A 25,342-nucleotide genomic window follows, 5' to 3' on the forward strand; every position below is an offset into this window, starting at 1 on the left:
ATTGCTGTGTAACGTCAAATTTTCTTCAACATGACAGGAATCGCAATATCCTGCACTTCTACGTCCGGTCTCTGCGTTCCGCGACGATCCTGAATCCACATGTCACCCATCATCTGATCTAATCCGCTATCCAGTCCCGTCACCATGCCTGCGCCTGGCGTAAACGTAAGCTCGCCGAAGTAAATGTGTTGGTCATGGATATACCAGTCCACGCGCACATAGTCGAAGTCGCTGGCCAGCGTTTTGCTTAACGCCAGTGCCTGCTCTAACGAAGGCATAACCGTTGAGACGTCGAGCCCGGTATCACGAATCTTATGAAACACCTCGCTCAGGTTGTTCACATAAAAGTTCATCGAAAGCTGAGGCTGGCCGCGGTTGTAAATGACCTGAAGCACATATTCAAAGTTGCCATCACGCTTGTTGAACATGTGAAACTTGTAATCAACCGGTGCCTGTTTGCCATCACCAATGTACTGCTCCACCAAAATGCGTGGCTTGATGTAGCGATAGTGGATCTCGCGTGCTTCGCTGGCAAAATCCGTTTTTAACCACGTGTAGCAGTTATGAATGATTTGCTGCTTGCGAAGGGCACTCGGTTCCTCCAGCACGATCTCTACCATGTTTGAAGCATGGTTTGGTTTAATCACCGTTCCCTTCCAGCGCGTCAGGTTGTTGAGCGTGGTGGGATCGGTGGTGTCGTGCAGCAAGGGAATCAGGTACGCACTACCGATTTTCTCAGCAATAAATTCACGCACCGAAAACTTGTCGGACAGGCGTGCATACAGCTGATAATCGCCATGGATGAACTTGCGATACAGCACTTTTTCATTGAAGACCTTTGGCTCATGCAGGTTGGGAAGCCTTCTGAACTTGCGGAAGTAATAAATCCGATCCTGATAAGTCCAGGGCATCTTCTTGATAAAGTACTGCAAACTTCTTCTAAGCTCTTGTTTTAACTTGAGCATATTTGACCTCATTTGTAGGTTTTGTAGTTGAGTGAGGAAACCTGGATTTTTTGAATAACGCCGTGTTTAAAAAAATAATTCATGACGGTCAGGGACAGGAGCTCTGAAAGAAAAACGCTCCATGCGGCTCCCGTAATGCCGTAGTCCTGAATTAGCCACCAGGAAAGCGGCATGCTGATGATCACCAGACAAATGATTTTCTTCAGTAAATAATCAAAGCCCCCTTCTTTCACCATGTAGCGATACGCGACGGTTCCCAGTGCCGAAAAGCTGGTTGCTATCGACAGCAGGGTGATGAGCTGGCCCGACTGCCTGAACGCCGGGCCATACAACGCCGTGATGATCTGTTCGCCAAACAGCGCAACGATAAGCAGCATCAGCAGGGACACGGCCATCACGTAGCCATTGAGCCGCGCCGTCAGCCTGATCGCTTCATCACCGCGCGCCCGAAAAATTTCGCTGAAGCACGAGGTAATCAGCGCGACCGGGATAAAAATCCATGAAGCGGCGATGGTATTGGCTGCGGCAAACAAGCCCAGTTCTTGTGCAGACGCGATGCCTGCCAAAAACATCTGCGCGGCTTTTACCTGTATAGAAATAAAGATGCTGGAAATCGCCAGCGGCAATCCGGCATACATCAGGTAACGCAAATACAGCGTGCGCGTCGCCGGCGGCGGGAGCCGATCCTGATGCGCCTGGTAAAAGGCGTAGCGTTTGATGGCGTAGGGCACTAACGTCACCGTGACCACTGACAGCGTTAGCCACAGTGGGTTAAGGCGTAACCAGGCAATGATAAAGCTCAGGGCAAAGCTCATCAGCATGCCAGCCGCATTCGCAACGGCGTTGAGCTTTGAAGCTAAACGCGCGTTGTTGTAGACGCTAAAGGTGTCCTGCGTGACAAAAACAGACGCCACAAATGAGGCCAGCGCAAATGCCAGGAAATTTTCCTGCATGTTGTACCAAACCCAAATTAATACCGGCACCGAGGTAAGAAGTAATAAACCCATACGCAACGTGCGTGCAATGCGCATTAAACGTAAAGCTTTTGTCGCATTTTTACTGACACGTTTAAACAAAATAGTTTCAGTGCCAAATATGGCTATGGTTTGCACCATGGCAAATAATGACGTTGAAAACGCCATCTGACCAAATAGGGTCGGACCAAAGGATTTGGCCACATAAGACGTCACGAAAATGACGCCAAAAACGGAGATAATCTTTTCAGACATCATCCAGGCGGCATTAGCCATTACGCTCAATTTCATCAACTATTCCTTAGTATTACTCTACCTCTACCGCATCCCCATCCCTGGGGCGAAGTAATAAGCGCTTAAATTTCAAAGCGAAATTATAAACATCAAGCCAGTCCGGCTCGGAAATGAGAATCGGGTCTTATTTTATCGAGTGAATTCAGGAGAATTCTGATTATACCTGGCCCGAATACCGCCTGGTGGAAACGATTTCAAAGTGAAATCAATAATGTTTCCAAAAACCACCCTTCCATAATAAAACAGGTCAAGGAATGTTGAATATCAAATTTACAGTCGTTTTTTATCTTTGGGATGCGATGAATTTATATCAAAAACCGCATGCCAGGAAGGCGCGGCATCCCGATCAGAATAAAATAAGATTTATCCCATGATGATATTTATTCTAAATATCTTAATTTAACCCTCGCAATTTAACGTGCGTATTTAAATACGGCACTCAATGAAATCATACAGTACCAAAGGTTAATAAAGTAATTCTCATCCATTAATTGATAAGAAAGGTAAGAGCATTTATGAGAAAGTCACGATATAGCGAAGATCAAATCACAAATGCCATTAAAGCTTCTGAATCGGGCGTTAAAGTTAAAGAGATTTGTGAGGAGCTTGGCATCTCTGAGGCAACCTTCTACAGCTGGAAGAAGAAGTTCTCTGGGTTATCTTCAGAAGAAGGCAGAAAAATCAAAGAACTGGAAGAACAAGTTCAGTCTCTGACGCGTGAACTACATGCGCTCAACTCGGATAAGGAAATGCTACAAAGCGTCCTGAAGAACTTCTTCACCACGAATGACAAACGTCAGGCGGTCAACTTCTTACAGAGCACTTTTGATGTTGGAACCCGGCGCAGCTGCCGTTTACTGGATATAAGCCGTAGCGTTTATCATTACCCAGCCGGTTCTGATAACCGCTAATAGTGAGATTACGGCTTTTAATGGCCACATCGCTGCGATTTGTTCTTACCAGAAGAGATGAAGAGCATTTAACAGGACATTTATGGTGGTGCGCTTCGCCCGGTCCGTAATTAATGAATGGATTGGCGGTTACGCTTCTTTTTTTGCGGTAAAATTGATTCACAACAGCAAAAGTCTCGCTATCTACGCCACTTTTATCCGCCCAATCTCATTTCGGTGAGATTGGCGTCTCTCTTTTTTTTCATTAGCATCCCTAAAAGAACCTATATCCCCTGTGCTTTTATGTTCAGTGCTGGTAATGATATCCAGGCCAACATGCTGTTTTTTTCAGCCCAGGCTGGCCCTGAGAAATTTTTTGCCGATCGCGGAATGATTTCCAACAGCATAAAAAGGTAAAAAAAGCCCAGAATAATCCCAGAAAAATAGTTTATTGCTACTTATCACTTTCTTCAGCAAATACCGCTTGTGGGGTGCTATTGATGCCCATTGTTAAACATTAAATAAAAGCGAAGCGTGGTGAAATCCCGATTTAATTAGGGATAGCTGGAGTAAAAGGGGGTCTTTTATAAGGAATTATCTTAACCAAACGGCCTGGCAGCCCGGTTTTCGGGCGTTAAATTCGCCTCCAGGATACACATCGCCCCCCGATCAATGCCCTTTGAAGGTTAATCGTGGTCGCAACCTGGACAGAATTGCCTATTTTTTGCTCAAAATAAGGCTTTGCACGGCGGTAAATGACCGGGTGAGATCGTATTTTGCCGGGAACAGTACGTGGCATTTAACTGTTGAGAGCCGATTTCCGCCGTGCCAGTGGCCGATTTCGGCATTATTTCGCCAATCCTGAGTGAGGCATTATCTGAAAAAGCGTGAATATCACCCTTAGTAATAATCAATCACAAGCGGTAATTATTATCAGGGATCGATGGCGGTCACCCGGGGTTGAGGTTTAATCCGCATGGCTCCTACCACGCCCAGGATCAGACAAGTAATACCAGCGGAAGTTAAGGCCGGTGGCCAGCTTTGATACCAGACAAAAGTCCATAACAGCCCAAACAGAATTTCAAACACGATGAGCGGCCCCATTAAAACCGTGGGTAAGCGTTGGCTGGCCGCGTTCCAGCATAAGGTCCCGACCCATGAGCAGAGCAGCCCGATGATCAACATTAATGAGACGAACACCTGCGGTCGGGGACCAAATGGCAGGGCAAAGTCGGGCCGTTGCCACGCCAGTTGCGCACTCACCAACGCGTACATTACCAGGGCCAGCGGCAGAGTCACTAATCCCTGGGCTGTCGCCCATGTGGCCGGTTTAAGTTGAGGATGGGTTCGTAACCAGCGCGCATTACGCAGCGGATACCAGGTCTAGCAGATGACTGCCATCACCGCCAGGCCAATCCCCGTCAGATAACGGCGGCCATCAAGCGACGCGCCTTGCGACTGCAACTCTGCTGCATTGACACAGACGAGGCCGGCTCCTGTTACCATCAATGCCGGGATCAGCCGCCGCCAGGACAGCCGTCCTTCAAGATGGCCGTAACACAGGTTAGCGGTGACGGCGATAACGATGGGTAAGGTGCCAATAATCATGGTGGAAACCGGCGCGCCCGTTCGCTGGATAGCATTGGCGAGAAACGCGTAATAAAGCAGGTTGCCGATCAGCGACAGCTTCAAGGCTTCCCGCCAGTGAGCGGACGTAAGCTGACGCAGTCGATGACGATCGTGCCAGGCCAGCGGCAGGGCTATCAGCCCAAAGGCCACATAACGTCCCGCCGACTGTAAGGTGCCCGGGTAATCCGGGACCAGGATCGGTCCGACAAAAATCAGCCCCCACATCATGCCTGCGGCAAGGGCAAACAGTATCCCCATCAACATCGTTTTTTCCTGTCTGAGTTTTAACATCAGTGTGACCAAATCAGGCAAGAAAGGCTTGTAGCAAATTGCGCTCAGGCTATCGCGAGATTATCTGTTTCTGATAACGCCCTGGGGTAATGCCATAACGGTTAGCAAAGGCGCGCGTGAGATGCGCCTGGTCGGTCAAGCCCACCGCAGCGGCCACGCTGGCGATCGCCTCGCCCTGCGCCAGCCTCTCTTTGGCTTCATACAGTCGGTACGCCATTAACATTTGCTGAGGTGTCACGTGGAAACGATCGCGGAAAGCCCGTAAAAAATGCCAGGGCGATAATGAGACTAAGGCTGCCAGCGTCTCCAGCCTGACCGGTTCAGCCAGATTCGCACGCAGGTAGTCGCGCACCTTGTCGAAGCGATGCCTGGCTTCCGCTTTGCGGGGAGAGGACATGCGCGCCAGCGGGCGCAATTGAAGCAGCAGTTCTGATAACAAACTGTAACGTGCCAGCGCCGTTTCGGCGTGCCACAACGTCGAGAGAACCTGCGATAGCGGTTGTGCCAGACGGATATCCGTCCTGAGCGCGTCGTTAAACCACCAGCCGCGGTCACCGCTGAGTTCATCCATCAGCTGCGGCTGGATGTAAATCATTTGATAACGCCAGCCCTCTTCGCAGGCCGATTCGCCGGTGTGCAGCTCATCTGGATTCATCATCACCAGCGAATGCGCCGGTGCGGTGTACTGCGTACCACGATAGCGAAAACGTTGCGCGCCCGCCTCAATCGTCCCAATGCCAAACGCTTCATGCGTATGTGGTTCAAATGCGTAACGAGAGATATGTGCCTGATAAAGCTCCACGCCGGGCAGTTCAGGCGATTGCTTAAACTGCGCGCGATCTTTTTCACAGGGGAAAACCGCAGGAATGCCCTCCACGTCACCTCTCCTTTTATATGCGACACCGTCTTTTATATTGCCCGCAAAGCACGACGACAGGCAAAGATTGTCATCCCCGTTTGAATACGCAACACTGCTAACAGGCATCCTGACAAGGAACGATCATGCAGCGTGTAGTAATGGTAGTTGATATGCAAAATGGTGTGTTTGCATCGCCGCGTTTCGATCGCGCAGGGCGAGTCGCCCAGATCAACCGGCTGATCAGACAGGCTGACATTACCCTGTTTATTCAGCATCGCGAAGGAAACATGACGGAAGGCAGCCATGCGTTTGCCCTGTTACCTGATATTGAACAACCCCAGAATGCGCATTACATCACCAAAACCGCGTGCGACAGCTTCTGGCAAACGCCCCTGGCGTCGCTGCTGACCACTTTATCGGTTACCGACTTCGTGATTTGTGGCTGTGCCACCGACTACTGTGTTGATACCACTATTAAAGTGGGCGCGAGTTTAGGTTATCGCATCACCGTGGCAGCCGATGCGCACACCACCGCCGACCGCACTTACGTCAGCGCGGAGCAATTAATTGGTCAGCATAATGAAGTGTGGGCGGGTTTTGGTCTGCCGGGTAACGTGCCGCGCGTCGTCAATACCGAAACCCTGCTGGCTGAATGGCGGTAGCGGCGACCAACCAAAAGGCACCTGAGCCTATACTTTATGCTCTGACTACTCTTAACGGTAAGGCTATGACTTATGACGCATTTTGGAGGCGCCGTGTTCGAATCCTTTTCCTGGATCAATGAACCTGCACAGTGGCGGTATCATGACGGCACGTTGCAGGTCGTCACCGATGAAAAAACGGATTTCTGGCATAAGACCTGGTATGGGTTTGAACGTTTTTCCGGGCATATCTTTGCCACGGAAGTGCAGGAGGATTTTACTTTCCAGGTCAAAATTTGTGCGGATTTTACCACACTGTACGATCAGGCCGGACTGATGCTGATGCGCGATGCGCAGCACTGGTTGAAAGCGGGCATTGAATATAATGATGGCGCGCCCGCCATCGGCAGCGTATTGACGCTTGGCCAGTCTGACTGGGCCACGGGCATCTTTCCCGGCGATGCGCGGGCATTCTGGCTCAGGTTGACGCGCAAAGGGGACAGCCTGAGACTGCAGTATTCAACCGATGGTCAACGCTGGCCGTTGCTGCGTTTGTGCCCTTTCCCGGCAGGCAGCGTTAACGTCGGTGTCATGTGCTGCACACCAGAACGCGCTGGCCTGAGCGTGGCATTTCAGGACCTGTCTTTGACCCCGCCGCTGGATAAGGCCCTGCATGACCTGAGCTGAAGGGAATCGCGTCACGCCAGAACACATGCAGAAAAACAAAAAGCCCCTGTAGGGGCTTTTGCAATACGGAACAACGACGCAATGTCTTAATCAGAACGGAATGTCGTCGTCGAAATCCATTGGTGGTTCATTGTTGTTGCTGGCCGGTGCGCCTGGCTGCTGCTGAGGACGAGACTGCGCGCCGCCACTGAACTGGTTATTGTTCGCCTGCTGCGGCTGAGGCTGCTGAGGCTGGCCCCAACCGTTGTTGCTGCCCTGACCGCCGCCTGCTGCTGGCGCGTTACCGCCCTGCTGACGTCCACCCAACATTTGCATGGTGCCGCCAACGTTCACCACCACTTCCGTGGTGTAACGTTCCTGGCCACCCTGGTCCTGCCACTTACGGGTGCGCAACTGGCCTTCAATATAGACCTGAGAACCTTTACGCAGATATTCGCCGGCAACTTCAGCCAGCTTGCCAAACAGCACGACACGGTGCCATTCGGTGATTTCTTTGTTTTCACCGGTCTGTTTATCACGCCAGCTTTCCGAGGTAGCCAGCGTAATGTTGGCGACAGCGCCACCATTTGGCATGTAACGTACTTCCGGATCCTGACCCAGATTCCCGACAAGAATCACTTTGTTAACGCCACGACTGGCCATGTTGCTGTCTCCCGATGAATTTTTACGTAAACTCTAAACGATCAATTCTAACACGTCCCGCGCCTGGTTTCCCAGTTTAGAGAGGTGTTCCATTTTTAATCATCCGCCTTAAAAAAGCAAAAAACTACTGGATATTTGTTCAGTCTATTTTTTGTGCCATAATGATGCGTTTATTCTGGCCGTGTCGTATGGCGCGGTGAGTGCTGCTAATCCGGGAAAGGTGAATGGATAAGATCGAAGTTCGTGGTGCCCGCACCCATAATTTGAAAAACATCAACCTGACGATTCCTCGCGACAAACTCATTGTGGTTACTGGCCTGTCCGGGTCCGGTAAGTCATCTCTGGCGTTTGATACGCTGTATGCGGAAGGTCAGCGCCGCTATGTGGAGTCGCTCTCTGCTTATGCGCGCCAGTTTCTTTCATTGATGGAGAAACCGGACGTCGATCATATCGAGGGTTTGTCGCCGGCTATCTCCATTGAGCAAAAGTCCACCTCGCATAACCCGCGTTCTACGGTGGGGACGATCACCGAGATCCACGATTACCTGCGCCTGCTGTTTGCCCGCGTGGGTGAACCTCGCTGCCCGGATCACGACGTGCCGCTGGCGGCACAAACGGTCAGCCAGATGGTTGACCAGGTTCTTGAGCAGCCTGAAGGCCGTCGTCTGATGCTGCTGGCACCGGTGGTGAAAGATCGTAAAGGTGAACATACCAAAACGCTGGAGAACCTGGCTACGCAGGGCTATATCCGCGCCAGGATCGATGGCGAGGTGTGCGATCTTTCCGATCCACCTAAGCTGGAACTGCAGAAAAAACACACCATTGAAGTGGTTATCGATCGCTTCAAAGTGCGCGATGACTTAGCGACGCGCCTGGCCGAGTCGTTTGAAACCACGCTGGAACTGTCTGGTGGTACGGCGATTGTCGCCGATATGGACGATGATGCCGCCGAAGAACTGCTGTTCTCCGCTAACTTTGCCTGCCCGATCTGCGGATACAGCATGAGTGAGCTGGAGCCGCGCCTGTTTTCGTTCAACAACCCTGCCGGTGCCTGCCCAACCTGTGATGGTCTGGGCGTGCAGCAGTATTTTGATCCCGATCGCGTGGTGCAAAATGTGGAGCTGTCGCTGGCCGGCGGCGCAATCCGCGGCTGGGATCGCCGCAATTTTTATTACTTCCAGATGCTGCGCTCGCTGGCTGAGCACCTCAAGTTTGATATCGAAGCGCCCTTTAGCAGCCTGCCGGACAACGTGCGTAACGTCATCCTGTATGGTTCTGGTAAAGAGAGCATTGAGTTTAAATATATCAATGACCGTGGTGATACCTCGGTGCGCCGTCATCCGTTCGAGGGCGTGCTGAACAATATGGAACGCCGTTATAAAGAGACGGAGTCATCGGCGGTGCGTGAAGAGCTGGCGAAGTTCATCAGCAATCGTGCCTGCACCAGCTGTGAAGGAACGCGTCTGCGGCGTGAAGCACGCCACGTCTACGTGGAAAATACCACGCTGCCCACCATCTCAGAAATGAGTATTGGGCACGCCATGTCGTTTTTTGAAAACCTGAAGCTGAGTGGTCAGCGGGCTAAAATCGCCGAGAAAGTGCTGAAAGAGATTGGCGATCGCCTGAGCTTTCTGGTCAACGTTGGCCTGAATTACCTGTCGATGTCGCGCTCCGCTGAAACCCTCTCGGGCGGTGAAGCACAACGTATTCGCCTGGCCAGTCAGATCGGTGCTGGCCTGGTCGGTGTCATGTATGTGCTGGATGAGCCTTCCATCGGCCTGCATCAGCGTGATAACGAGCGCCTGCTTGGCACGCTGATTCACCTGCGCGATCTGGGCAACACGGTGATTGTGGTGGAGCATGATGAGGATGCGATTCGTGCCGCCGACCACGTGATTGATATCGGTCCCGGCGCAGGGGTACACGGTGGATCGATTGTCGCGGAAGGGACCGTCGACCAGATCATGGCCGAAGAAGCCTCCCTGACCGGTCAGTTCCTCAGTGGAAAACGCGAAATCGCCTTGCCAAAAGCGCGGGTGAAAGGCGATCCGTCTAAGGTACTAAAAATTACCGGCGCACGGGGCAACAACCTTAAGGATGTGACGTTAACGCTGCCTGTTGGCCTGTTTACCTGCATCACCGGTGTCTCCGGTTCAGGGAAGTCGACGCTCATCAACGATACGCTGTTCCCGATTGCACAGCGCGCCCTGAATGGCGCGACGATTGCCGAACCGGCCCCCTACCGTGAGGTAGTCGGACTGGAGCATTTCGATAAAGTTATCGATATCGATCAGAGCCCTATTGGCCGGACGCCGCGCTCAAACCCGGCAACCTATACCGGTATTTTTACGCCGGTACGTGAGCTGTTTGCCGGCGTCCCGGAGTCCCGTTCACGCGGTTACAATCCTGGCCGGTTCAGCTTTAACGTCCGTGGCGGACGCTGTGAAGCCTGTCAGGGTGATGGCGTACTGAAAGTTGAGATGCACTTTTTGCCGGACATCTATGTGCCGTGCGATCAGTGCAAAGGCAAACGCTATAACCGTGAAACGCTGGAGATTAAATACAAAGGCAAAAGCATTCACGAAGTGCTGGAAATGACCATCGAAGAGGCACGCGAGTTCTTTGATGCCGTACCGGCGCTGGCGCGTAAGCTGCAAACGCTGATGGACGTGGGTTTGTCCTATATCCGCCTGGGTCAGTCGGCAACGACACTCTCCGGCGGTGAAGCCCAGCGTGTGAAACTGGCGCGTGAGCTGTCAAAACGCGGTACCGGTCAAACCCTGTATATTCTGGATGAGCCGACCACCGGGTTACACTTTGCTGATATCCAGCAGTTGCTGGAAGTGCTGCATCAACTGCGCGATCAAGGCAACACCATTGTGGTGATTGAGCACAATCTGGACGTGATTAAAACGGCGGACTGGATTGTCGACCTGGGGCCAGAAGGCGGCAGCGGCGGCGGTGAAATCCTGGTGTCGGGTACGCCGGAAACGGTGGCGGAGTGCGAGAAATCCCATACCGCGCGTTTCCTCAAACCCTTGTTGAAAAAATAAATTGTCATGCCCGCCTCTGGCGGGCTTTTTTTTCAGAACTGCTCTGTTTAACCGGATAAATGCAGAATCAGGCAAGATTCAGACACGTATAGGCATATACGCTTTTCGATCCCCTGACTATCCTTAATCCGTTCCTCTTTGGTACGCCCCTGGCGTCACCTTCTTGCTGCGCGCTTTATGCTGCGGCGTTGATTCAAAAATCACGACACACCTTAACTGGAGACTCCATGAACATTACCCATGCGTATGCTGCTCAGGATGCAAAATCCAAACTGGCACCGTTTGATTTCAAACCGCGTGAGCTTCGTGCTCATGACGTACAGCTTGAAGTGCTGTTCTGTGGCGTTTGTCACTCTGACTTACATCAGGCGCGCAATGAGTGGAAAAACACGATTTTCCCTGTGGTACCTGGGCACGAAATTGTCGGTCGCGTTACCGCTGTTGGCCCGGATACGCAAAAATACAAAGTGGGCGATCTGGTCGGCGTTGGCTGTATGGTGGATTCCTGCCGTAGCTGTCCAAGCTGCCAGGAAGGGCTGGAGCAGTACTGTGAAAACGGTTTTGTCGGCACCTACAACGGTGAAGATCGCGTAACAGGTGCCATTACCTATGGCGGTTACTCGACCTCGATGGTAGTGGATGAAAGCTTTGTGCTGCGTATTCCCGAAAACCTTGAGCTGGCAGGCGTTGCACCGCTGCTGTGTGCCGGTATCACTACCTATTCACCGCTGCGTCACTGGAACGTCGGTCCGGGTAAAAAAGTCGGCATCGTTGGCCTGGGCGGTCTGGGTCACATGGGCGTGAAAATTGCACATGCGATGGGCGCGCATGTGGTGTTGTTTACCACCTCACCGTCAAAAATCGAAGATGGCAAACGCCTGGGTGCGGACGAAGTCGTAATCTCTAAAGATGCCGACCAGATGGCCCAGCATACCAACAGCTTTGACTTCATCCTGAACACCGTCGCAGCCCAGCACGATCTTAACCCCTTTATCACCCTGCTGAAGCGTGACGGCAATATGACCCTGGTAGGCGCGCCTGAGCATGATCACCCGGCACCGCAGGTGTTTAACCTGATCTTTAAACGTCGCAGTGTTGCCGGTTCGCTGATCGGCGGCATCGCTGAAACCCAGGAAATGCTGGATTTCTGTGGCGAGCATGGCATTACCTCAGATATCGAGCTGATTGCTATGGATCAGATTAACGACGCCTACGAACGTATGCTGAAAAGCGATGTAAAATACCGCTTTGTTATTGATATCAATACGCTGCGTAACGAATCTGCGGCATAACGCTGCCGTTCGCCCTCTCCCGCCTCGGGGGAGGGACCTTATCGTCCGGCGTCAGCCTGCTGAAAAGAGGCATCCACCAGATAGTAGATTTGCGAATCTTTTAGCGTGCCATCCAGAAACAGCGTGTTCCAGTGGGATTTATTCAGGTGTTCACTGGGGAACACATCGCTGTGCTCATCCCGCATCAGTTCAGCCAGCGCAGGCGTGGATTTTAACGACACCGCCGGTCGACCTTTCACTTCATGAACCATGGCAAACAGCACGCCGTTGCTCTTAATCTGTGTGGCCTTCCAGTCGCTGTGAACGCTTTGCTCAGCGCCAGGTTTGCTCATGCAATAGGTCAGTAACTCTGAGTTATTCATCATCATTCCCCTTGTAGGGTGGCAACGATACGTCGGGCACCACCGTGAATGCGATGCTCACCCAACCAAATACCCTGCCAGGTTCCCAATACCAGCTGGCCACGCTGCACAGGCAACGTCAACGATACGCCGAGACTGGACGACTTAATGTGCGCGGGCATATCGTCACGGCCTTCATAATCATGTTGATAAAGTGCGTCTTCCGGGACATGACGCATAAAGTGCTGCTCCATATCACGTCGTACCGTCGGATCGCAGTTTTCATTCAGCGTCAGTGAGGCTGAAGTGTGTTGCAACAGCAAATGCACCAGTCCGATCCTGATATCACGTAACCCTGTCAGCTGTTGCACGATTTCGTCAGTGACCAGATGAAAACCGCGTGATTTCGCGCTTAAGGTCAAGGTTTGTTGATGCCACATACATTTTTTTCCTGAATCTGTCAGACCATTTAAGTGTGCAGAATGTGGCGCAAAGGTAAACCCGAACCGTAAAAATAAAAAAGCCGCCAGACAATGCTGGCGGCCAGAACCTGCGACGGCTGAGAATTACATTACCGCAGCAAAGGCTTCTGCTACCTGATGGACATTTTTACTGTTGAGGCCCGCCACGCACATACGACCGCTGCCAACCAGATAAACGCCAAACTCTTCTCGCAGGCGATCCACCTGCTGCGCGCTCAGGCCGGTGTAGCTGAACATCCCGCGCTGCTTTAACAGGTAGTCAACGCTTTTACCCGGCAACGCCGTACTCATCACCTGCACCAGCGCCTGACGAATGTCGATAATACGCAGGCGCATCGCTTCCACTTCTGCCAGCCAGCTCGCCTTTAAGGCAGGATCGTTTAACACGCGTGCCACCACCTGCGCGCCGAAATTCGGCGGGCTGGAATAGTTACGACGCACGGTCGCTTTTAACTGGCCCAGAACACGGCTGGACTCTTCAGTGCTGTCGCACACGATGGAAAGTCCACCGACGCGCTCGCCATAGAGCGAGAAAATTTTTGAGAATGAATTGCTGACCAGTGCAGGCAAGCCCGCCGCGGCAACCGCACGCATCGCGTAAGCATCTTCTTCCATACCAGCACCAAAGCCCTGATAGGCGATGTCGAGAAACGGAATCAGTTCCTGTGCTTTCAGCACCGCGACGGTTTCGTCCCACTGCGCATTCGTCAGGTCAGCACCGGTCGGGTTATGACAGCACGGATGCAGCAGCACGATGCTCTGGCTGGGCAATGTTTTCAGCTTGCTAAGGAAAGCGTCAAACCGCACGCCGTTGCTTTCCGGGTCATACCAGGGATAGGTATTTACCTCGAAACCTGCCCCGCTAAAAATGGCGACATGGTTTTCCCAGGTCGGATCGCTGACCCATACGTTTGACTGTGGAAAATAGCGCTTGAGGAAATCCGCACCCACCTTGAGCGCACCCGAACCGCCTAATGTCTGGATGGATGCAACATGGCCCGCTTTCAGTACCGGATGCCCGGCCCCAAACAACAAGGGCGCAATCGCGTTGCGGTAGCTGCTTAACCCTTCCATCGGAAGATAGAGAGAAGCCTGCTGCGGCTCGGCACGCAACTGTTCTTCAGCATCGGCAACGGCCTGTAGCTGAGGAATGATGCCTTGCTCATTGTAATAAAGCCCAATACTCAGGTTCACTTTATGCTCGCGCGGGTCCTGTTTAAAGGCTTCCATCAGCGACAAAATAGGGTCGCCAGCATAGGCATCAACGTTTTGGAACACGGTGCAGATCTCCATGGTTGGTCTTGAAATAAAAAGGGCCACTAAACCCTGTAACGCCCGGGACGATGGTTCATTGCGATAATCAAATTAAGCACCACTGCGCCGGCGACAGACGCAAGCAACATCGGCAGGCTGACGACAAACAGCGACGCCAGCACCACACAGGTATCCACTGCCATTTGCAGTTTACCGGCGCGAATGCCGAAACGGTCCTGTAACCAGAGCGCCAGAATATTGATTCCACCCAGGCTGGCTTTGTGACGAAACAACACTATAAACCCAATGCCCATGATGACGTTACCGAACAATGCCGCATAAAAAGGATTCAGCGTGGAAAAATGCATAAATAACGGGTGCAGGTGGGTAAAAAGTGATACCAGGCCCACGGCACTGAAGGTTTTCAGGGTAAATTCCCAGCCCATGCGCTTTACGGCCAGCCAGTAAAACGGGATGTTAATCAGAAAGAAGGCACTGCCAAAAGAGACGGGCGACAGGTAGCTGATTAAAAATGCGATGCCTGCCGTACTGCCGGTCAGGGCACCCGCCTGCTTCAGCATGATCACGCCAAACGAGACCATTAAGGTGCCGAGCAGAATAGCCAGCGCGTCTTCAAGGCGAGAATGGGGAATATCAACGGGTTGTACAAGGTTATCCATAATACTGTCTCAGTGCGAAGGAATGACGCACTGATGCAATAACTACGCCAGCCTGCGTGTGCGGATAACGCGGTTGTCTTCGTCCGCCTGTGTCATCGGCTCTGACAGGGCGAATCGTGCATAGTCGATTTATGTGGCGCACAAAAAACGCATAAATTGACGATTCATCGCACCACATTTGCACATCATGCGCTTTTTTGGCGCACAGCGGGCTCAGCACTCATCATCAGACCATTCTCTTTAAGCCTGCCCAGCACAACCGACGTTTTGACATGGGAAACGCTTTGATGCCCGGCTAACAGCTGGCTGATTAACGCACTGAGTGAGGCTAAATCGGCCACCGCCACTTTTAGCAGGTAGTCGGCATCCCCGGTGGTTTTATAAGCATCAACAATGGCCTCTTCCTGCGCCACCATCTGATGAAAACTCTCGACATACTCAGCGGTGTGGTTGATAAGACGCACTTCGATCAACCCGACCATGCCAAGACCTACCGCATCCGGCGACAGGCGGGCGTGATAGCCAAGAATCAGGTTTGCCTGTTCAAGATTGATACGACGACGTGAGCATTGCGACGCAGAAAGACCCACTAAATCACTGAGTTCCTGATTGGTAAGGCGGCCATTGGATTGTAACAGAGTGAGGATTTTCAGATCGTAATCGTCTACATGAGTCATGCTGTTTCCATCGCGTAGGAGTGTCGCTTTGCTACAGATAACCCGATTATCTGCGGGATTGTCCAACACTATTTCGTACGGTGGTAAGCGACATGCACAGATCGTGCATGTCGGCGCATAACAGGATTACTCGTCGTCGTATTGCGGTCCGGCGTAGTTATCGAAACGTGACCACTGACCATTAAAGGTGAGGCGCACGGTTCCGATGGGGCCGTTACGCTGCTTGCCCAGAATGATCTCGGCAATCCCTTTAAGATCGCTGTTTTCGTGATAAACCTCATCGCGATAAATAAACATGATCAAGTCAGCATCCTGCTCGATCGACCCGGATTCACGCAGATCCGAGTTCACCGGGCGTTTATCGGCACGTTGTTCCAGAGAGCGGTTCAACTGGGAAAGGGCCACCACGGGCACATTCAGCTCTTTTGCCAGCGCTTTTAACGAACGGGAAATCTCCGCGATCTCCAGGGTACGGTTATCCGACAAGGCCGGTACGCGCATCAACTGCAGGTAGTCGATCATGATCATGCTCAGTCCACCGTTTTCACGGTAGATACGCCGCGCGCGAGAACGCACTTCGGTCGGCGTCAGGCCAGAAGAATCATCGATATACATATTCTTCTTTTCCAGCAAGATCCCCATTGTTCCCGAAATGCGCGCCCAGTCTTCATCGTCGAGCTGACCGGTACGAATGCGCGTCTGATCGACCCGCGACAACGAGGCCAGCATACGCATCATGATCTGTTCGCTGGGCATTTCCAGGCTGAAAATCAGCACCGGTTTGTCCTGTAGCATGGCGGCGTTTTCGCACAGGTTCATGGCAAAGGTGGTTTTACCCATCGACGGACGGGCGGCCACAATAATCAGGTCTGATCGCTGCAGACCCGCCGTTTTCTTATTCAGGTCCTGGTAACCGGTATCCACCCCGGTAACACCATCATGCGGCGTCTGATACAGCGATTCGATGCGTGAAACGGTGGCTTCAAGAATCTGCTCAATATTCTTTGGACCATCATCTTTATTCGCCCGCGCCTCAGCAATCTTGAATACGTTCGACTCGGCAAAATCCAGCAGATCTTCACTGCTGCGTCCCTGGGGATCGTAACCGGCATCGGCAATTTGATTCGCCACGGCGATCATTTCACGTACTACCGCGCGTTCGCGCACGATATCCGCATAGGCGCCGATGTTCGCAGCACTGGGCGTATTTTTTGCCAGCTCTGCCAGGTAAGCGAAGCCGCCTGCCATGTCCAGTTCGCCGCGCGTTTCGAGCGATTCAGACAGGGTGATCAGGTCTATCGGCTTGCTGTTTTCCAGCAGGCGCTGCATCTCGGAAAAGATCAGACGGTGCGAGCGATTGAAAAAATCATTAGCCACGACGCGTTCGGACACGTTGTCCCAGCGCTCGTTATCCAGCATTAACCCACCCAGCACCGACTGTTCCGCTTCCAGCGAATGCGGGGGCATTTTCACGCCTTCCAACTGGCGATCCTGCGTTTCGTTCGATTTGTTGGTGGGTTTATTTCCTGCCATAGTGAATGCATTACCGATCTTCTGTGGGGACGCGCAAGTATACCTCAGTTAAGGGGCGCGCCTCACCCTCATGATGAAACAATCACAGGAGTAAGAATGGCAAAGCGTATTCAGTTCAACGCACACGGCGGTCCCGAGGTTTTAAGCTGGGTCGATTTTGAGCTTGCCGATCCCACTGAGCATGAAATCCAGGTAGAAAATCGAGCGATTGGCATCAACTATATTGATACCTACATTCGCAGCGGGCTTTATCCAGCCAGTCATTTCCCGTCAGGCCTGGGCACCGAGGCGGCTGGCGTGGTGACGCGTGTCGGCTCGGCTGTGACACGGTTTAAGCCCGGCGATCGCGTTGTGTATTGCCAGGCGGCACTGGGTGCTTACAGTGAACAGCATAATGTGGCGGAAGAGCGCCTGATGCTGTTACCGGATGCCATTAGCTTTGAGCAGGCGGCCGCCAGTTTCCTGAAAGGGCTGACTACTCAGTATCTGCTACGTCAGACCTACAAGGTGAAACCAGATGAAATCTTCCTGTTTCATGCGGCTGCCGGTGGTGTCGGGCTAATTGCCTGTCAGTGGGCGAAAGCGCTGGGCGCGCACCTGATTGGCACCGTCGGCTCCCCCGAAAAAGCGACGCTGGCAAAAAATGCTGGCGCCTGGGCCACGATTAATTATCAGCAAGACGATATTGCTCAGCGCGTCATGGAACTGACCGGGGGCGAAAAGGTTGGCGTGGTCTATGACTCGGTAGGTAAAGCCACCTGGGAAGCCTCGCTGGACTGTCTGCGTCGTCAGGGGCTGATGGTGAGTTTTGGTAATGCTTCGGGGCCGGTGACCAATATCGATCTCAGTATTTTGAACAAGAAAGGATCGCTATTCGTTACCCGACCTTCCCTGTTCGGATACATCACCAATCGTCAGGAACTGGAAACGGCCAGTGCCGAGCTGTTTTCATTGCTGGCCAGTGGCGCGATTAAGGTCGATGTGCCTGAGCAGCAAAAATTTGCCCTTAAAGAGGCCAGTAAAGCGCATCAGGCTCTGGAGAGCCGGGCCACGCATGGCTCCAGCCTGTTAATTCCCTGAAATAAAAAGGGCTTCCCGCAGGAAGCCCTTTTTTTTATTTTTCATTCGCACTGATGTAGGGTCAGAAGCGATGAATATGTTATGAAATAACGCGACTTATCCTGACAGAAAACATAAGTAAAAAGTATGGCCACCGGCCATTATCTTACCGGCAATGTCACACCCTGTGATCCCGGACACATTTAGTACCAGCCGTCTTTTTCCAGCCGACTGAAGCGGCGTTTAAGCCTGTTGCGTCGGCGCGTCTCTTCGTCTGTAAAAAAGCGGCGATAAAGCCATACCGCTGCCACCGCCAGGATTAACCAGGGCAAAACCTTCACAATCAGTGCCAGCATGCCACCTACAAACATCACCACCGTGGCGACGATCAGGGCAGCAATCACGCCTAACAGGGACACGCCGGTCAGTAACAGCATCAGGAAAAAACCCAACACAAAAAGAATATCCATTTTGGAGCTCCTCGTTATCAATACACTGACTATTACAAGAAACGTGCCAAAGGTTAACTTTTTGATTTTCATAGAAATAGCAGAAAAAACGAAACCCACAATTGATGAAATTAACCAACTATTGGTGTTAAAAAAACCAGCCGGGTGGCTGGTTTTGCAGGATTATGCTTCCTGAGGAATTTTGTCGGCGACCAGGGCTAGCGCCGCCTCCAGTACATGGACATCGGCACCAGGCTTGTGGGCGTTTTCACTAAGGTGACGTCGCCACTGACGTGCGCCAGGAATCCCCTGGAACAGGCCCAACATATGGCGCGTAACATGGCCAAGGTAAGTCCCTTTGGTGAGTTCCGCTTCAATATAAGGATACATAGCCCGCACCACCGCGACCGGATCGACCGCAGGACGATCGCGGCCAAATAACTCACGATCCACCTGCGCCAGGATACCGGGGTTTTGATAGGCTTCACGGCCCATCATCACGCCGTCCAGATGCTGAAGGTGCGTTTTTGCCTCTTCCAGCGTTTTCACGCCACCGTTGATCGCAATCGTCAACTGCGGAAAATCGCGCTTTAACTGGTAAACCCGCGGATAATCCAGCGGCGGGATCTCACGGTTCTCTTTGGGGCTGAGGCCAGAAAGCCAGGCTTTACGGGCATGGATAATAAAGGTGTCACAGCCACCGCGCTCTGCCACGGTGCCGATAAAGTCGGTAAGGAAAGCATAGCTGTCCTGATCGTCAATGCCGATACGGGTTTTAACCGTTACCGGGATATCCACCACATCGCGCATCGCGTTGATACCGTCTGCCACCAGGCCTGCTTCCGCCATCAGGCAGGCACCAAAGCGACCATTCTGTACCCGATCTGATGGGCAACCCACATTGAGGTTCACTTCATCGTAGCCGCGCTGTTCCGCCAGCGCCGCACACTGTGCCAGGGCGGCGGGATCGCTTCCGCCCAGTTGCAACGCGACCGGATGCTCCTGTTCGCTGTATGCCAGATAATCGCCTTTGCCGTGAATGATTGCGCCCGTCGTTACCATTTCGGTATACAGCAGCGTGTCCGCAGTGAGCTGACGATGAAAGTAGCGACAGTGACGATCGGTCCAGTCGAGCATGGGGGCAACAGAAAAGCGTTGGGATGAAAAAGTATCGGTCATGAAGCGCAGTCGATCCGGTAGTTAACAGTGATGATATTCTGCGCAAGGATAGCATAAGGGCGGACGACAAGGTATCGCCCGCCCGTTAATGGCAAGGGATCAGAAATTAAATCCAAGCTGTGCCATTGCACCCCAGGTATTGTTTTGGCCAACTGAGCCGGCCAGATCCAGATGCACAGAGTTGTTGAACGGTGACACACCGAAACCGGCTGTGGCCACGTTTTCATCAGTAGAACGCATGTCCGCGCGGTAACCGGCACGTAACTGCAACCACTCCAGCACGCGGTATTCCGCACCTACGCCAGCGTACTGGCTGTTTTCCTGCGATTTAAAGCGGTGGGTTTCGGTCAGATCAACATCACCGGTCAGGGTAACGGGGCCTTTATCCCATGCTAAGCCCGCCGTCACTAATGGACGGATTTCGTAAGTATCGCGATAGCCGTTCACTTCTTTCGTTTGCAGATCGCGGGAAACCAGGTTTTGTCCGGTCACGCCCAGCGTCCAGTTTTCGGCGAAGACCGTCGCCACACCGGCATCGATGTTAAAACCGCTTTCGGTGCTGCGGTAACGACCGTCGCGCAAATCGTTTTTGTCGTAGTTATAGACGCTGGCGGAGTAATTATACAGCCAGGTTTTTTGCAGTTTTGGCGTAATACCGATTGAGACAGGTTGTCCGGCAATCGTGAACTCATGGGCAACGGAAATACCGTAATCCGTATTCAACGCCGCCAGGCCATTCGCGCTGGAGCCCAGCAGGTTTTGAACGTTCGCCAGGCCAAAGGCACCGCCAGGAATACCTGCAAAGGTGCCATCAGCAACGCCCTGCAGAATAACGATGTCACCTTCTTTCACATTCGCGCGAACGTGCGCCGTACCGTAAGCCTTGGTGATAAAGGCAAAAGGCAGTGTTTCATTGGGAATGGTTACGGCGATTGCCGCACCCGCTGTGGCATTGGCTTTATTACCGCGTAAATCCCTGAGCGTATTCGCTAAGTCGCCGGAGGCAGCCTGGATTTGCGGGATACGGCGTAACAGCTCAAATCCTGTGGCGTTGCCGAACAGATCCTGATAGCGATTTACCGTATCCGTGATGGTATCGATCTTATCGACCATCTTGTCTTTGTCCGTGATTTGCACACCGGCACTGGGAATAATAATGCTGACGTTATCGTCGGGCCTGGCTTTGGTCATTAACGCCGGGTTAGCCAACACAGCCGAACCGTAGTTTGAGGACGCCACGCCCGTTCCGCCCATGGCGTCGTTGCGGGCATCATACCAGGTTCCGGCGGCCAGCGCGGAAGATGAAAAAACCAGGGCATTGAATACTGCAGGAAAAACCAGAACGGAACGTGGAACGGTTAATTTTGCCATTTGCTTATCATCACCTGAAATATTGCCGTTAATACATTAACGACTGAATAGTTTGTTAGCTCCATTGTGGAGGATTGCTAACGCTTTATTGCTGTGAATTCAGAGTAAATAGTGGCGCAATTCCGTGGATTGATTGTTTTTCGATCCGATATGTGAGGTTCCCGCCGAAAATGCTTCAGGCAAATCCAGTCTGGGCCAGCACTTTATTAAGAACATTTAAACATTAGTTCTTAACTCAGTGAGATGTAAAGTAAAAGTAAAAAATATCTATAAACATTCTGAAACAGGCTGGTACGAAGCCAGCTGTCAGCAAAGGATAAGCGAACGGAAGGGAAGAAACAGAAGCGTGTAAGCGGGCGCTGTCTGGCTGGCGGCAAGGTTCAACGTCATAACAATTATTGTGATAAGATAACATCACCTGTCTAGCGGAGAAACGCCATGTCAACCATGACGCCAGAGCAAATTATGACCCAGGCTGAGAAGCTGTGTTTACAGCGCGGTGTACGCCTGACGACCCAGCGAGCAGAAGTGCTACGGTTGATGGCCGGACAGCCAGGCTCTATCAGTGCTTATGACCTGCTTGATCAGTTGCGGGTTAGCGAGCCGCAGGCTAAGCCGCCTACCGTTTATCGTGCGCTGGATTTCTTGCTCGAACAGGGTTTTATTCATCGGGTTGAATCGAATAACAGCTATGTCATGTGTCATCACTTCGAAGCGCCTGCGCATACGTCGGTTATGCTGGTTTGCGATCGCTGTGCTGGGGTGACAGAGAAGCAGGCTCAAGGCGCAGAGCAGATCATCGCGTCTTTGGCTCAGGAGGCACACTTTGTGCTACGCCATAGCGTGATTGAAGCTCATGGTTTATGTGAGAACTGTGCTGAAGTTGAGGCTTGTGAACATCATGAACATTGTGATCACGACCATCAGACTGAAGGGAAAAAGCGCGGTAAACGGGGTTAACAGGGTTGGGGTTACAAGGCTACAGGGTTACAAGGCTACAGGGCTACAGGGTTAATGTGCACATCCTTGTGCGGTGGCCGGCATGAGCGTACCGACCCGGGTAGGAGCGTCCCTGAAAGCGTGATTACCAGCGGTAATCTTTGTTGGAACCTTCCCAGGCCGTTACTTCTTTCTCCGCTTCTTCTTTCGCGTAGCCGTAACGTTCCTGAATTTTCCCGACCAGCTGATCGCGTTTACCTTCAATGACTTGCATATCATCGTCGGTCAGCTTGCCCCATTTCTCTTTCATCTTTCCTTTGAACTGTTTCCAGTTACCACTCGCTTCGTCTTTATTCATTGCAGACCTCCACGTCATCCTTCGGTTTCGTTTTATTTTGCAGTTAAACAAAATCACGATATAAAGCGCTACTTAACAGCGCCATTCAAAGTTAATTGTAGTAGGTGATTTCAGGTTTGCCGGAAAAAATGAAAATAATATGTATCCTGCGTCATAATTCCGGTTCAGCGATCAGGCAGTGAACCAGGTGCCATTGCGCCAGTGTTTACGCCAGACCAGCCACAAGGATAAGCCACGCAGGGCAAGGAAGACCGCTATCGCCAGCCACAAACCATGGTTGCCGAGCAGGGGCACCGTAGCGAGCGTCAGGAAATAGCCCAAGGCAGCCACCGCCATGCTGTTACGCATTTCTCTTCCCTTTGTCGCACCAATAAACATGCCATCCAACAGATAGCACCAGACGCCGATTAGCGGCATGACAATCTGCCAGATCAAAAAGCGGTCAGCGGCCTGTTGCAGCGCATGGATAGAGGTGAGGAATGCCACTATCTGATAGCCAAACAGGGCATAGACGAGTGAGAAAAACAGCGCCACCACCAGCGCCTGACGACAGGCAGATAGCCATACCTGCTGCAGCCGGGTGCCGTTTTTTGCCCCGTGCGCTTCACCGGCAAAGGCTTCTACGGCGTAGGCAAACCCATCCAGCGCGTAGGCGGTGAACGTAATGAACATTAACAGGATGGCATTGACCGCGACGACGTCAGGGCCAATGCGGGCGCCGAGCACGGTAAGAGAGGCAAAGCAGAGCTGCAACAGCAAGGTGCGCAGTAAAATATCGCGATTAAGGCGAAGAAGGCGGTGGATGTCGCCGCGCCAGCTGTGAGTGAGCATCGCCAAGGTGATACCCCGCAGCGTTAGTACGCGCCACACCATCACCGCACCGACCAGTAACGTTGCGTATTCTGCCAGCGCGGTGGCGCTAGCGGCACCCGCCACGCCCCAGTGCAAACCCAGCACGAGCCAGAGATCCAACAGGATATTAATGACGTTACCTACCACCAGCAAGATGACCGGTGCCCTGGCATACTGAACGCCCAGCAGCCAGCCCAGGATGACTAAATTAGCCAGCGTTGCGGGCGCACTGAGCCAGCGAATATGGATAAACAGGGCTGCTTGCTCCAATACCGCGGGGTCCCCACCAATAAAGCGGGTGGCTAAGGTCGTAACGGGATAGCGAAGGAAGATAAATAAGAGGCCCGCGACCAGCGCGATGAGGAGTGGCTGAGTCAGCGCTCGCGCCAGAGCGGTCTTATCACCCGCACCCAATGCCTGAGCCGTTAAGCCCGTGGTACTCATACGCAGAAAGAGCAGCAACATGAAGATGAAGCTGGTGATTGTCGTACCGACAGCCACACCACCCAGATAAACCGGGCTGTCAAGATGGCCGATCACGGCCGTGTCGACCAGACCGAGCAGAGGAACCGTGATATTTGACAGGATCATGGGCAGCGCTAACCGCCACAGGTTTTTATCGGTAGCTGTCAGAAAGCGCATTCTTGAATCCGTGCGATAAACCGCCGGGGCCAGAGATAAACCCACAGCGGCAAAGTAAGGGCAGACTGGAAAACGTTAAGATTGACGCGTGCCAATAACCTTAACGGGTTTTACAACCACTCACCATTACGGACAATGCCGACAGCCAGACCTTCAACGGTGAGAGACTGGGCACGTGTGTCAACAATGATAGGCTCGAAATCGTTGTTTTCAGGTAAGAGATGCACCACAGAACCCTGTTTCTTCCAGCGTTTTACCGTGACTTCATCATCAATACGCGCAACCACAACCTGACCATTACGCACTTCCTGCGTTTTGTGAACCGCCAGCAAATCACCATCCATAATGCCGATATCTTTCATCGACATTCCGCTCACGCGCAACAGGAAATCCGCTGCAGGCTTGAACATGTCAGGATCTACTTTGTAATGCGTTTCAATGTGTTCCTGGGCCAGTAATGGCTCACCGGCGGCGACGCGACCAATCAACGGCAGGCCGTCTGATGGCTCTTCTTCCATTAACAAACGGATACCGCGGGACGCACCAGAGACGATTTCAATCACGCCTTTACGCGCCAGTGCTTTCAGGTGTTCTTCGGCTGCATTTGGCGAACGAAAACCAAGCTGCGCGGCGATTTCTGCACGCGTTGGCGGCATGCCTGTTTGATTAATGTGGTCGCGAATCAAGTCGTAGACCTGTTGCTGCCTGCTGGTTAATGCTTTCATCCCGCCCCCTGGTTGTTTATACAGTCGCTGTGAGTATATACAGGTATTGGTGAAATGGAAACCAAAACTCAGGCCAAAATCAGTTATTTGACGCGAGATGGAACGCTTATCGCAAATGCGACCAAAGCAGCGTTCCCCAGACAAAAAGGGCCAGTAATATTGCGATGAAAACGGCGGCGGAGCCCATGTCTTTTGCACGCCCAGCAAGAGGATGCCGCTCCTGACCGGTGCGGTCTACCACCGCTTCTATGGCACTGTTCAGGACTTCAACAATAATCACCAGTACGACAGAGCCAATCATCAGGATGCGCGAAACGCTATCGACATCCAGCCAGCAGGCCAGGATAATCGCTACCAGTGCGGTAACCGCTTCCTGACGGAAAGCAGCTTCATGCTGCCAGGCAGCACGAAGACCTTGCCATGAATAGCCCGCAGCTTTCACAATTCGGTTAAGGCCGGTGACATTATTTGTCATAATAAAGGAACTCTTTTCAAAGGATTGACGTCAATATTGGGCAGCGCACAATTGTCGCTGTCACAGATTTTTGCTGCGCTTTCTGATAAGCTTGCGCCGCTTTGCTAAC

At 52.3% G+C, this 25,342-nt stretch carries 24 protein-coding genes and 1 pseudogene; 7 read left to right on the top strand and 18 right to left on the bottom strand.

The window, feature by feature from the left end:
• Positions 1-14: 14 nt before the first annotated feature.
• Together CMR03_RS00510 and CMR03_RS00515 are read right to left on the bottom strand one after the other, a co-directional pair.
• Complete coding sequence (locus tag CMR03_RS00510) at positions 15-965, bottom strand: ATP-grasp fold amidoligase family protein (RefSeq protein WP_096010463.1); 951 nt, start codon at positions 963-965, stop codon at positions 15-17.
• 8 nt (positions 966-973) lie between these two features.
• Positions 974-2,230 (bottom strand): oligosaccharide flippase family protein, encoded by a 1,257-nt coding sequence (locus CMR03_RS00515; RefSeq protein WP_096010464.1) that lies wholly within the window; start codon positions 2,228-2,230, stop codon positions 974-976.
• A 518-nt stretch (positions 2,231-2,748) separates the two neighbouring features.
• Between CMR03_RS00515 and CMR03_RS00520 the strand changes: the two genes are divergently transcribed.
• Positions 2,749-3,144 carry a transposase gene (locus tag CMR03_RS00520; protein WP_063878003.1) on the top strand — a complete coding sequence of 132 codons (396 nt, stop codon included), beginning with the start codon at positions 2,749-2,751 and terminating at the stop codon, positions 3,142-3,144.
• Between the two features lie 912 nt (positions 3,145-4,056).
• Here the strand turns inward: CMR03_RS00520 and CMR03_RS00530 are convergent.
• Together CMR03_RS00530 and CMR03_RS00535 are read right to left on the bottom strand one after the other, a co-directional pair.
• Positions 4,057-5,016: pseudogene (locus tag CMR03_RS00530) on the bottom strand (DMT family transporter).
• 76 nt (positions 5,017-5,092) lie between these two features.
• Positions 5,093-5,920, bottom strand: a complete 828-nt coding sequence (locus tag CMR03_RS00535) for an AraC family transcriptional regulator (protein WP_096010466.1) — start codon at positions 5,918-5,920, stop codon at positions 5,093-5,095.
• Positions 5,921-6,045: 125 nt separating this feature from the next.
• Here CMR03_RS00535 and CMR03_RS00540 point away from each other — a divergent pair, with 125 nt between their 5' ends.
• Together CMR03_RS00540 and CMR03_RS00545 are read left to right on the top strand one after the other, a co-directional pair.
• A complete protein-coding gene (locus CMR03_RS00540; protein WP_063878000.1) occupies positions 6,046-6,564 on the top strand; it encodes an isochorismatase family protein in 519 nt (172 codons plus the stop codon).
• 72 nt (positions 6,565-6,636) lie between these two features.
• Positions 6,637-7,230 carry a DUF1349 domain-containing protein gene (locus CMR03_RS00545; protein WP_096010467.1) on the top strand — a complete coding sequence of 198 codons (594 nt, stop codon included), beginning with the start codon at positions 6,637-6,639 and terminating at the stop codon, positions 7,228-7,230.
• Between the two features lie 90 nt (positions 7,231-7,320).
• On the opposite strand, the gene ssb1 is transcribed toward CMR03_RS00545, so the two are convergent.
• Positions 7,321-7,872 (bottom strand): single-stranded DNA-binding protein SSB1, encoded by a 552-nt coding sequence (gene ssb1, locus CMR03_RS00550; protein ID WP_063877998.1) that lies wholly within the window; start codon positions 7,870-7,872, stop codon positions 7,321-7,323.
• Between the two features lie 224 nt (positions 7,873-8,096).
• On the opposite strand from ssb1, the gene uvrA reads away from it, so the two are divergent.
• Together uvrA and CMR03_RS00560 are read left to right on the top strand one after the other, a co-directional pair.
• A complete protein-coding gene (gene uvrA, locus CMR03_RS00555; RefSeq protein ID WP_063877997.1) occupies positions 8,097-10,925 on the top strand; it encodes an excinuclease ABC subunit UvrA in 2,829 nt (942 codons plus the stop codon).
• 227 nt (positions 10,926-11,152) lie between these two features.
• Positions 11,153-12,217 (top strand): NAD(P)-dependent alcohol dehydrogenase, encoded by a 1,065-nt coding sequence (locus CMR03_RS00560; RefSeq protein WP_063877996.1) that lies wholly within the window; start codon positions 11,153-11,155, stop codon positions 12,215-12,217.
• 38 nt (positions 12,218-12,255) lie between these two features.
• On the opposite strand, the gene CMR03_RS00565 is transcribed toward CMR03_RS00560, so the two are convergent.
• The 6 genes from CMR03_RS00565 to dnaB all read right to left on the bottom strand — a co-directional run bounded on the left by CMR03_RS00565 (position 12,256) and on the right by dnaB (position 17,184).
• Positions 12,256-12,579: an MmcQ/YjbR family DNA-binding protein gene (locus CMR03_RS00565; RefSeq protein ID WP_063877995.1), complete on the bottom strand. Its 324-nt coding sequence runs from the start codon at positions 12,577-12,579 to the stop codon at positions 12,256-12,258.
• 2 nt (positions 12,580-12,581) lie between these two features.
• Entirely contained in the window at positions 12,582-12,998 is a 417-nt protein-coding gene (locus CMR03_RS00570) for a secondary thiamine-phosphate synthase enzyme YjbQ (protein WP_096010468.1), read from the bottom strand.
• 126 nt (positions 12,999-13,124) lie between these two features.
• Positions 13,125-14,318, bottom strand: a complete 1,194-nt coding sequence (locus tag CMR03_RS00575; protein ID WP_096010485.1) for an amino acid aminotransferase — start codon at positions 14,316-14,318, stop codon at positions 13,125-13,127.
• 41 nt (positions 14,319-14,359) lie between these two features.
• Positions 14,360-14,974 (bottom strand): YitT family protein, encoded by a 615-nt coding sequence (locus tag CMR03_RS00580; protein ID WP_063877992.1) that lies wholly within the window; start codon positions 14,972-14,974, stop codon positions 14,360-14,362.
• 185 nt (positions 14,975-15,159) lie between these two features.
• Positions 15,160-15,651: an Lrp/AsnC family transcriptional regulator gene (locus CMR03_RS00585; protein ID WP_063877991.1), complete on the bottom strand. Its 492-nt coding sequence runs from the start codon at positions 15,649-15,651 to the stop codon at positions 15,160-15,162.
• A 126-nt stretch (positions 15,652-15,777) separates the two neighbouring features.
• Complete coding sequence (gene dnaB / locus CMR03_RS00590) at positions 15,778-17,184, bottom strand: replicative DNA helicase (RefSeq protein WP_063877990.1); 1,407 nt, start codon at positions 17,182-17,184, stop codon at positions 15,778-15,780.
• A 96-nt stretch (positions 17,185-17,280) separates the two neighbouring features.
• Between dnaB and CMR03_RS00595 the strand changes: the two genes are divergently transcribed.
• Positions 17,281-18,264, top strand: a complete 984-nt coding sequence (locus CMR03_RS00595) for a quinone oxidoreductase (RefSeq protein WP_063877989.1) — start codon at positions 17,281-17,283, stop codon at positions 18,262-18,264.
• Between the two features lie 182 nt (positions 18,265-18,446).
• Here CMR03_RS00595 and pspG read toward each other — a convergent pair whose 3' ends face one another.
• The 3 genes from pspG to CMR03_RS00610 all read right to left on the bottom strand — a co-directional run bounded on the left by pspG (position 18,447) and on the right by CMR03_RS00610 (position 21,242).
• Positions 18,447-18,713, bottom strand: a complete 267-nt coding sequence (pspG, locus tag CMR03_RS00600; RefSeq protein WP_063877988.1) for an envelope stress response protein PspG — start codon at positions 18,711-18,713, stop codon at positions 18,447-18,449.
• A gap of 162 nt (positions 18,714-18,875) precedes the next feature.
• On the bottom strand, positions 18,876-19,871 hold the full coding sequence (gene dusA / locus CMR03_RS00605) for a tRNA dihydrouridine(20/20a) synthase DusA (RefSeq protein ID WP_096010469.1): 996 nt from the start codon (positions 19,869-19,871) through the stop codon (positions 18,876-18,878).
• 99 nt (positions 19,872-19,970) lie between these two features.
• A complete protein-coding gene (locus tag CMR03_RS00610; protein ID WP_063877986.1) occupies positions 19,971-21,242 on the bottom strand; it encodes a conjugal transfer protein TraF in 1,272 nt (423 codons plus the stop codon).
• Positions 21,243-21,680: 438 nt separating this feature from the next.
• On the opposite strand from CMR03_RS00610, the gene zur reads away from it, so the two are divergent.
• Entirely contained in the window at positions 21,681-22,202 is a 522-nt protein-coding gene (gene zur, locus CMR03_RS00615; protein ID WP_063877985.1) for a zinc uptake transcriptional repressor Zur, read from the top strand.
• 124 nt (positions 22,203-22,326) lie between these two features.
• Here zur and CMR03_RS00620 read toward each other — a convergent pair whose 3' ends face one another.
• The 4 genes from CMR03_RS00620 to CMR03_RS00635 all read right to left on the bottom strand — a co-directional run bounded on the left by CMR03_RS00620 (position 22,327) and on the right by CMR03_RS00635 (position 25,233).
• The gene (locus CMR03_RS00620) at positions 22,327-22,539 is read right to left on the bottom strand and encodes a CsbD family protein (RefSeq protein ID WP_014606944.1); all 213 of its coding nucleotides are present in this window, start codon (positions 22,537-22,539) and stop codon (positions 22,327-22,329) included.
• 171 nt (positions 22,540-22,710) lie between these two features.
• Positions 22,711-24,033, bottom strand: a complete 1,323-nt coding sequence (gene dinF, locus CMR03_RS00625) for an MATE family efflux transporter DinF (protein ID WP_096010470.1) — start codon at positions 24,031-24,033, stop codon at positions 22,711-22,713.
• Positions 24,034-24,143: 110 nt separating this feature from the next.
• Positions 24,144-24,758 (bottom strand): transcriptional repressor LexA, encoded by a 615-nt coding sequence (gene lexA / locus CMR03_RS00630; RefSeq protein WP_063877983.1) that lies wholly within the window; start codon positions 24,756-24,758, stop codon positions 24,144-24,146.
• Positions 24,759-24,864: 106 nt separating this feature from the next.
• Positions 24,865-25,233: a diacylglycerol kinase gene (locus CMR03_RS00635; protein WP_063877982.1), complete on the bottom strand. Its 369-nt coding sequence runs from the start codon at positions 25,231-25,233 to the stop codon at positions 24,865-24,867.
• Positions 25,234-25,342 lie beyond the last annotated feature (109 nt).

The sequence above is a fragment of the Pantoea allii genome (assembly GCF_002307475.1).
GTDB lineage: Bacteria > Pseudomonadota > Gammaproteobacteria > Enterobacterales > Enterobacteriaceae > Pantoea > Pantoea allii.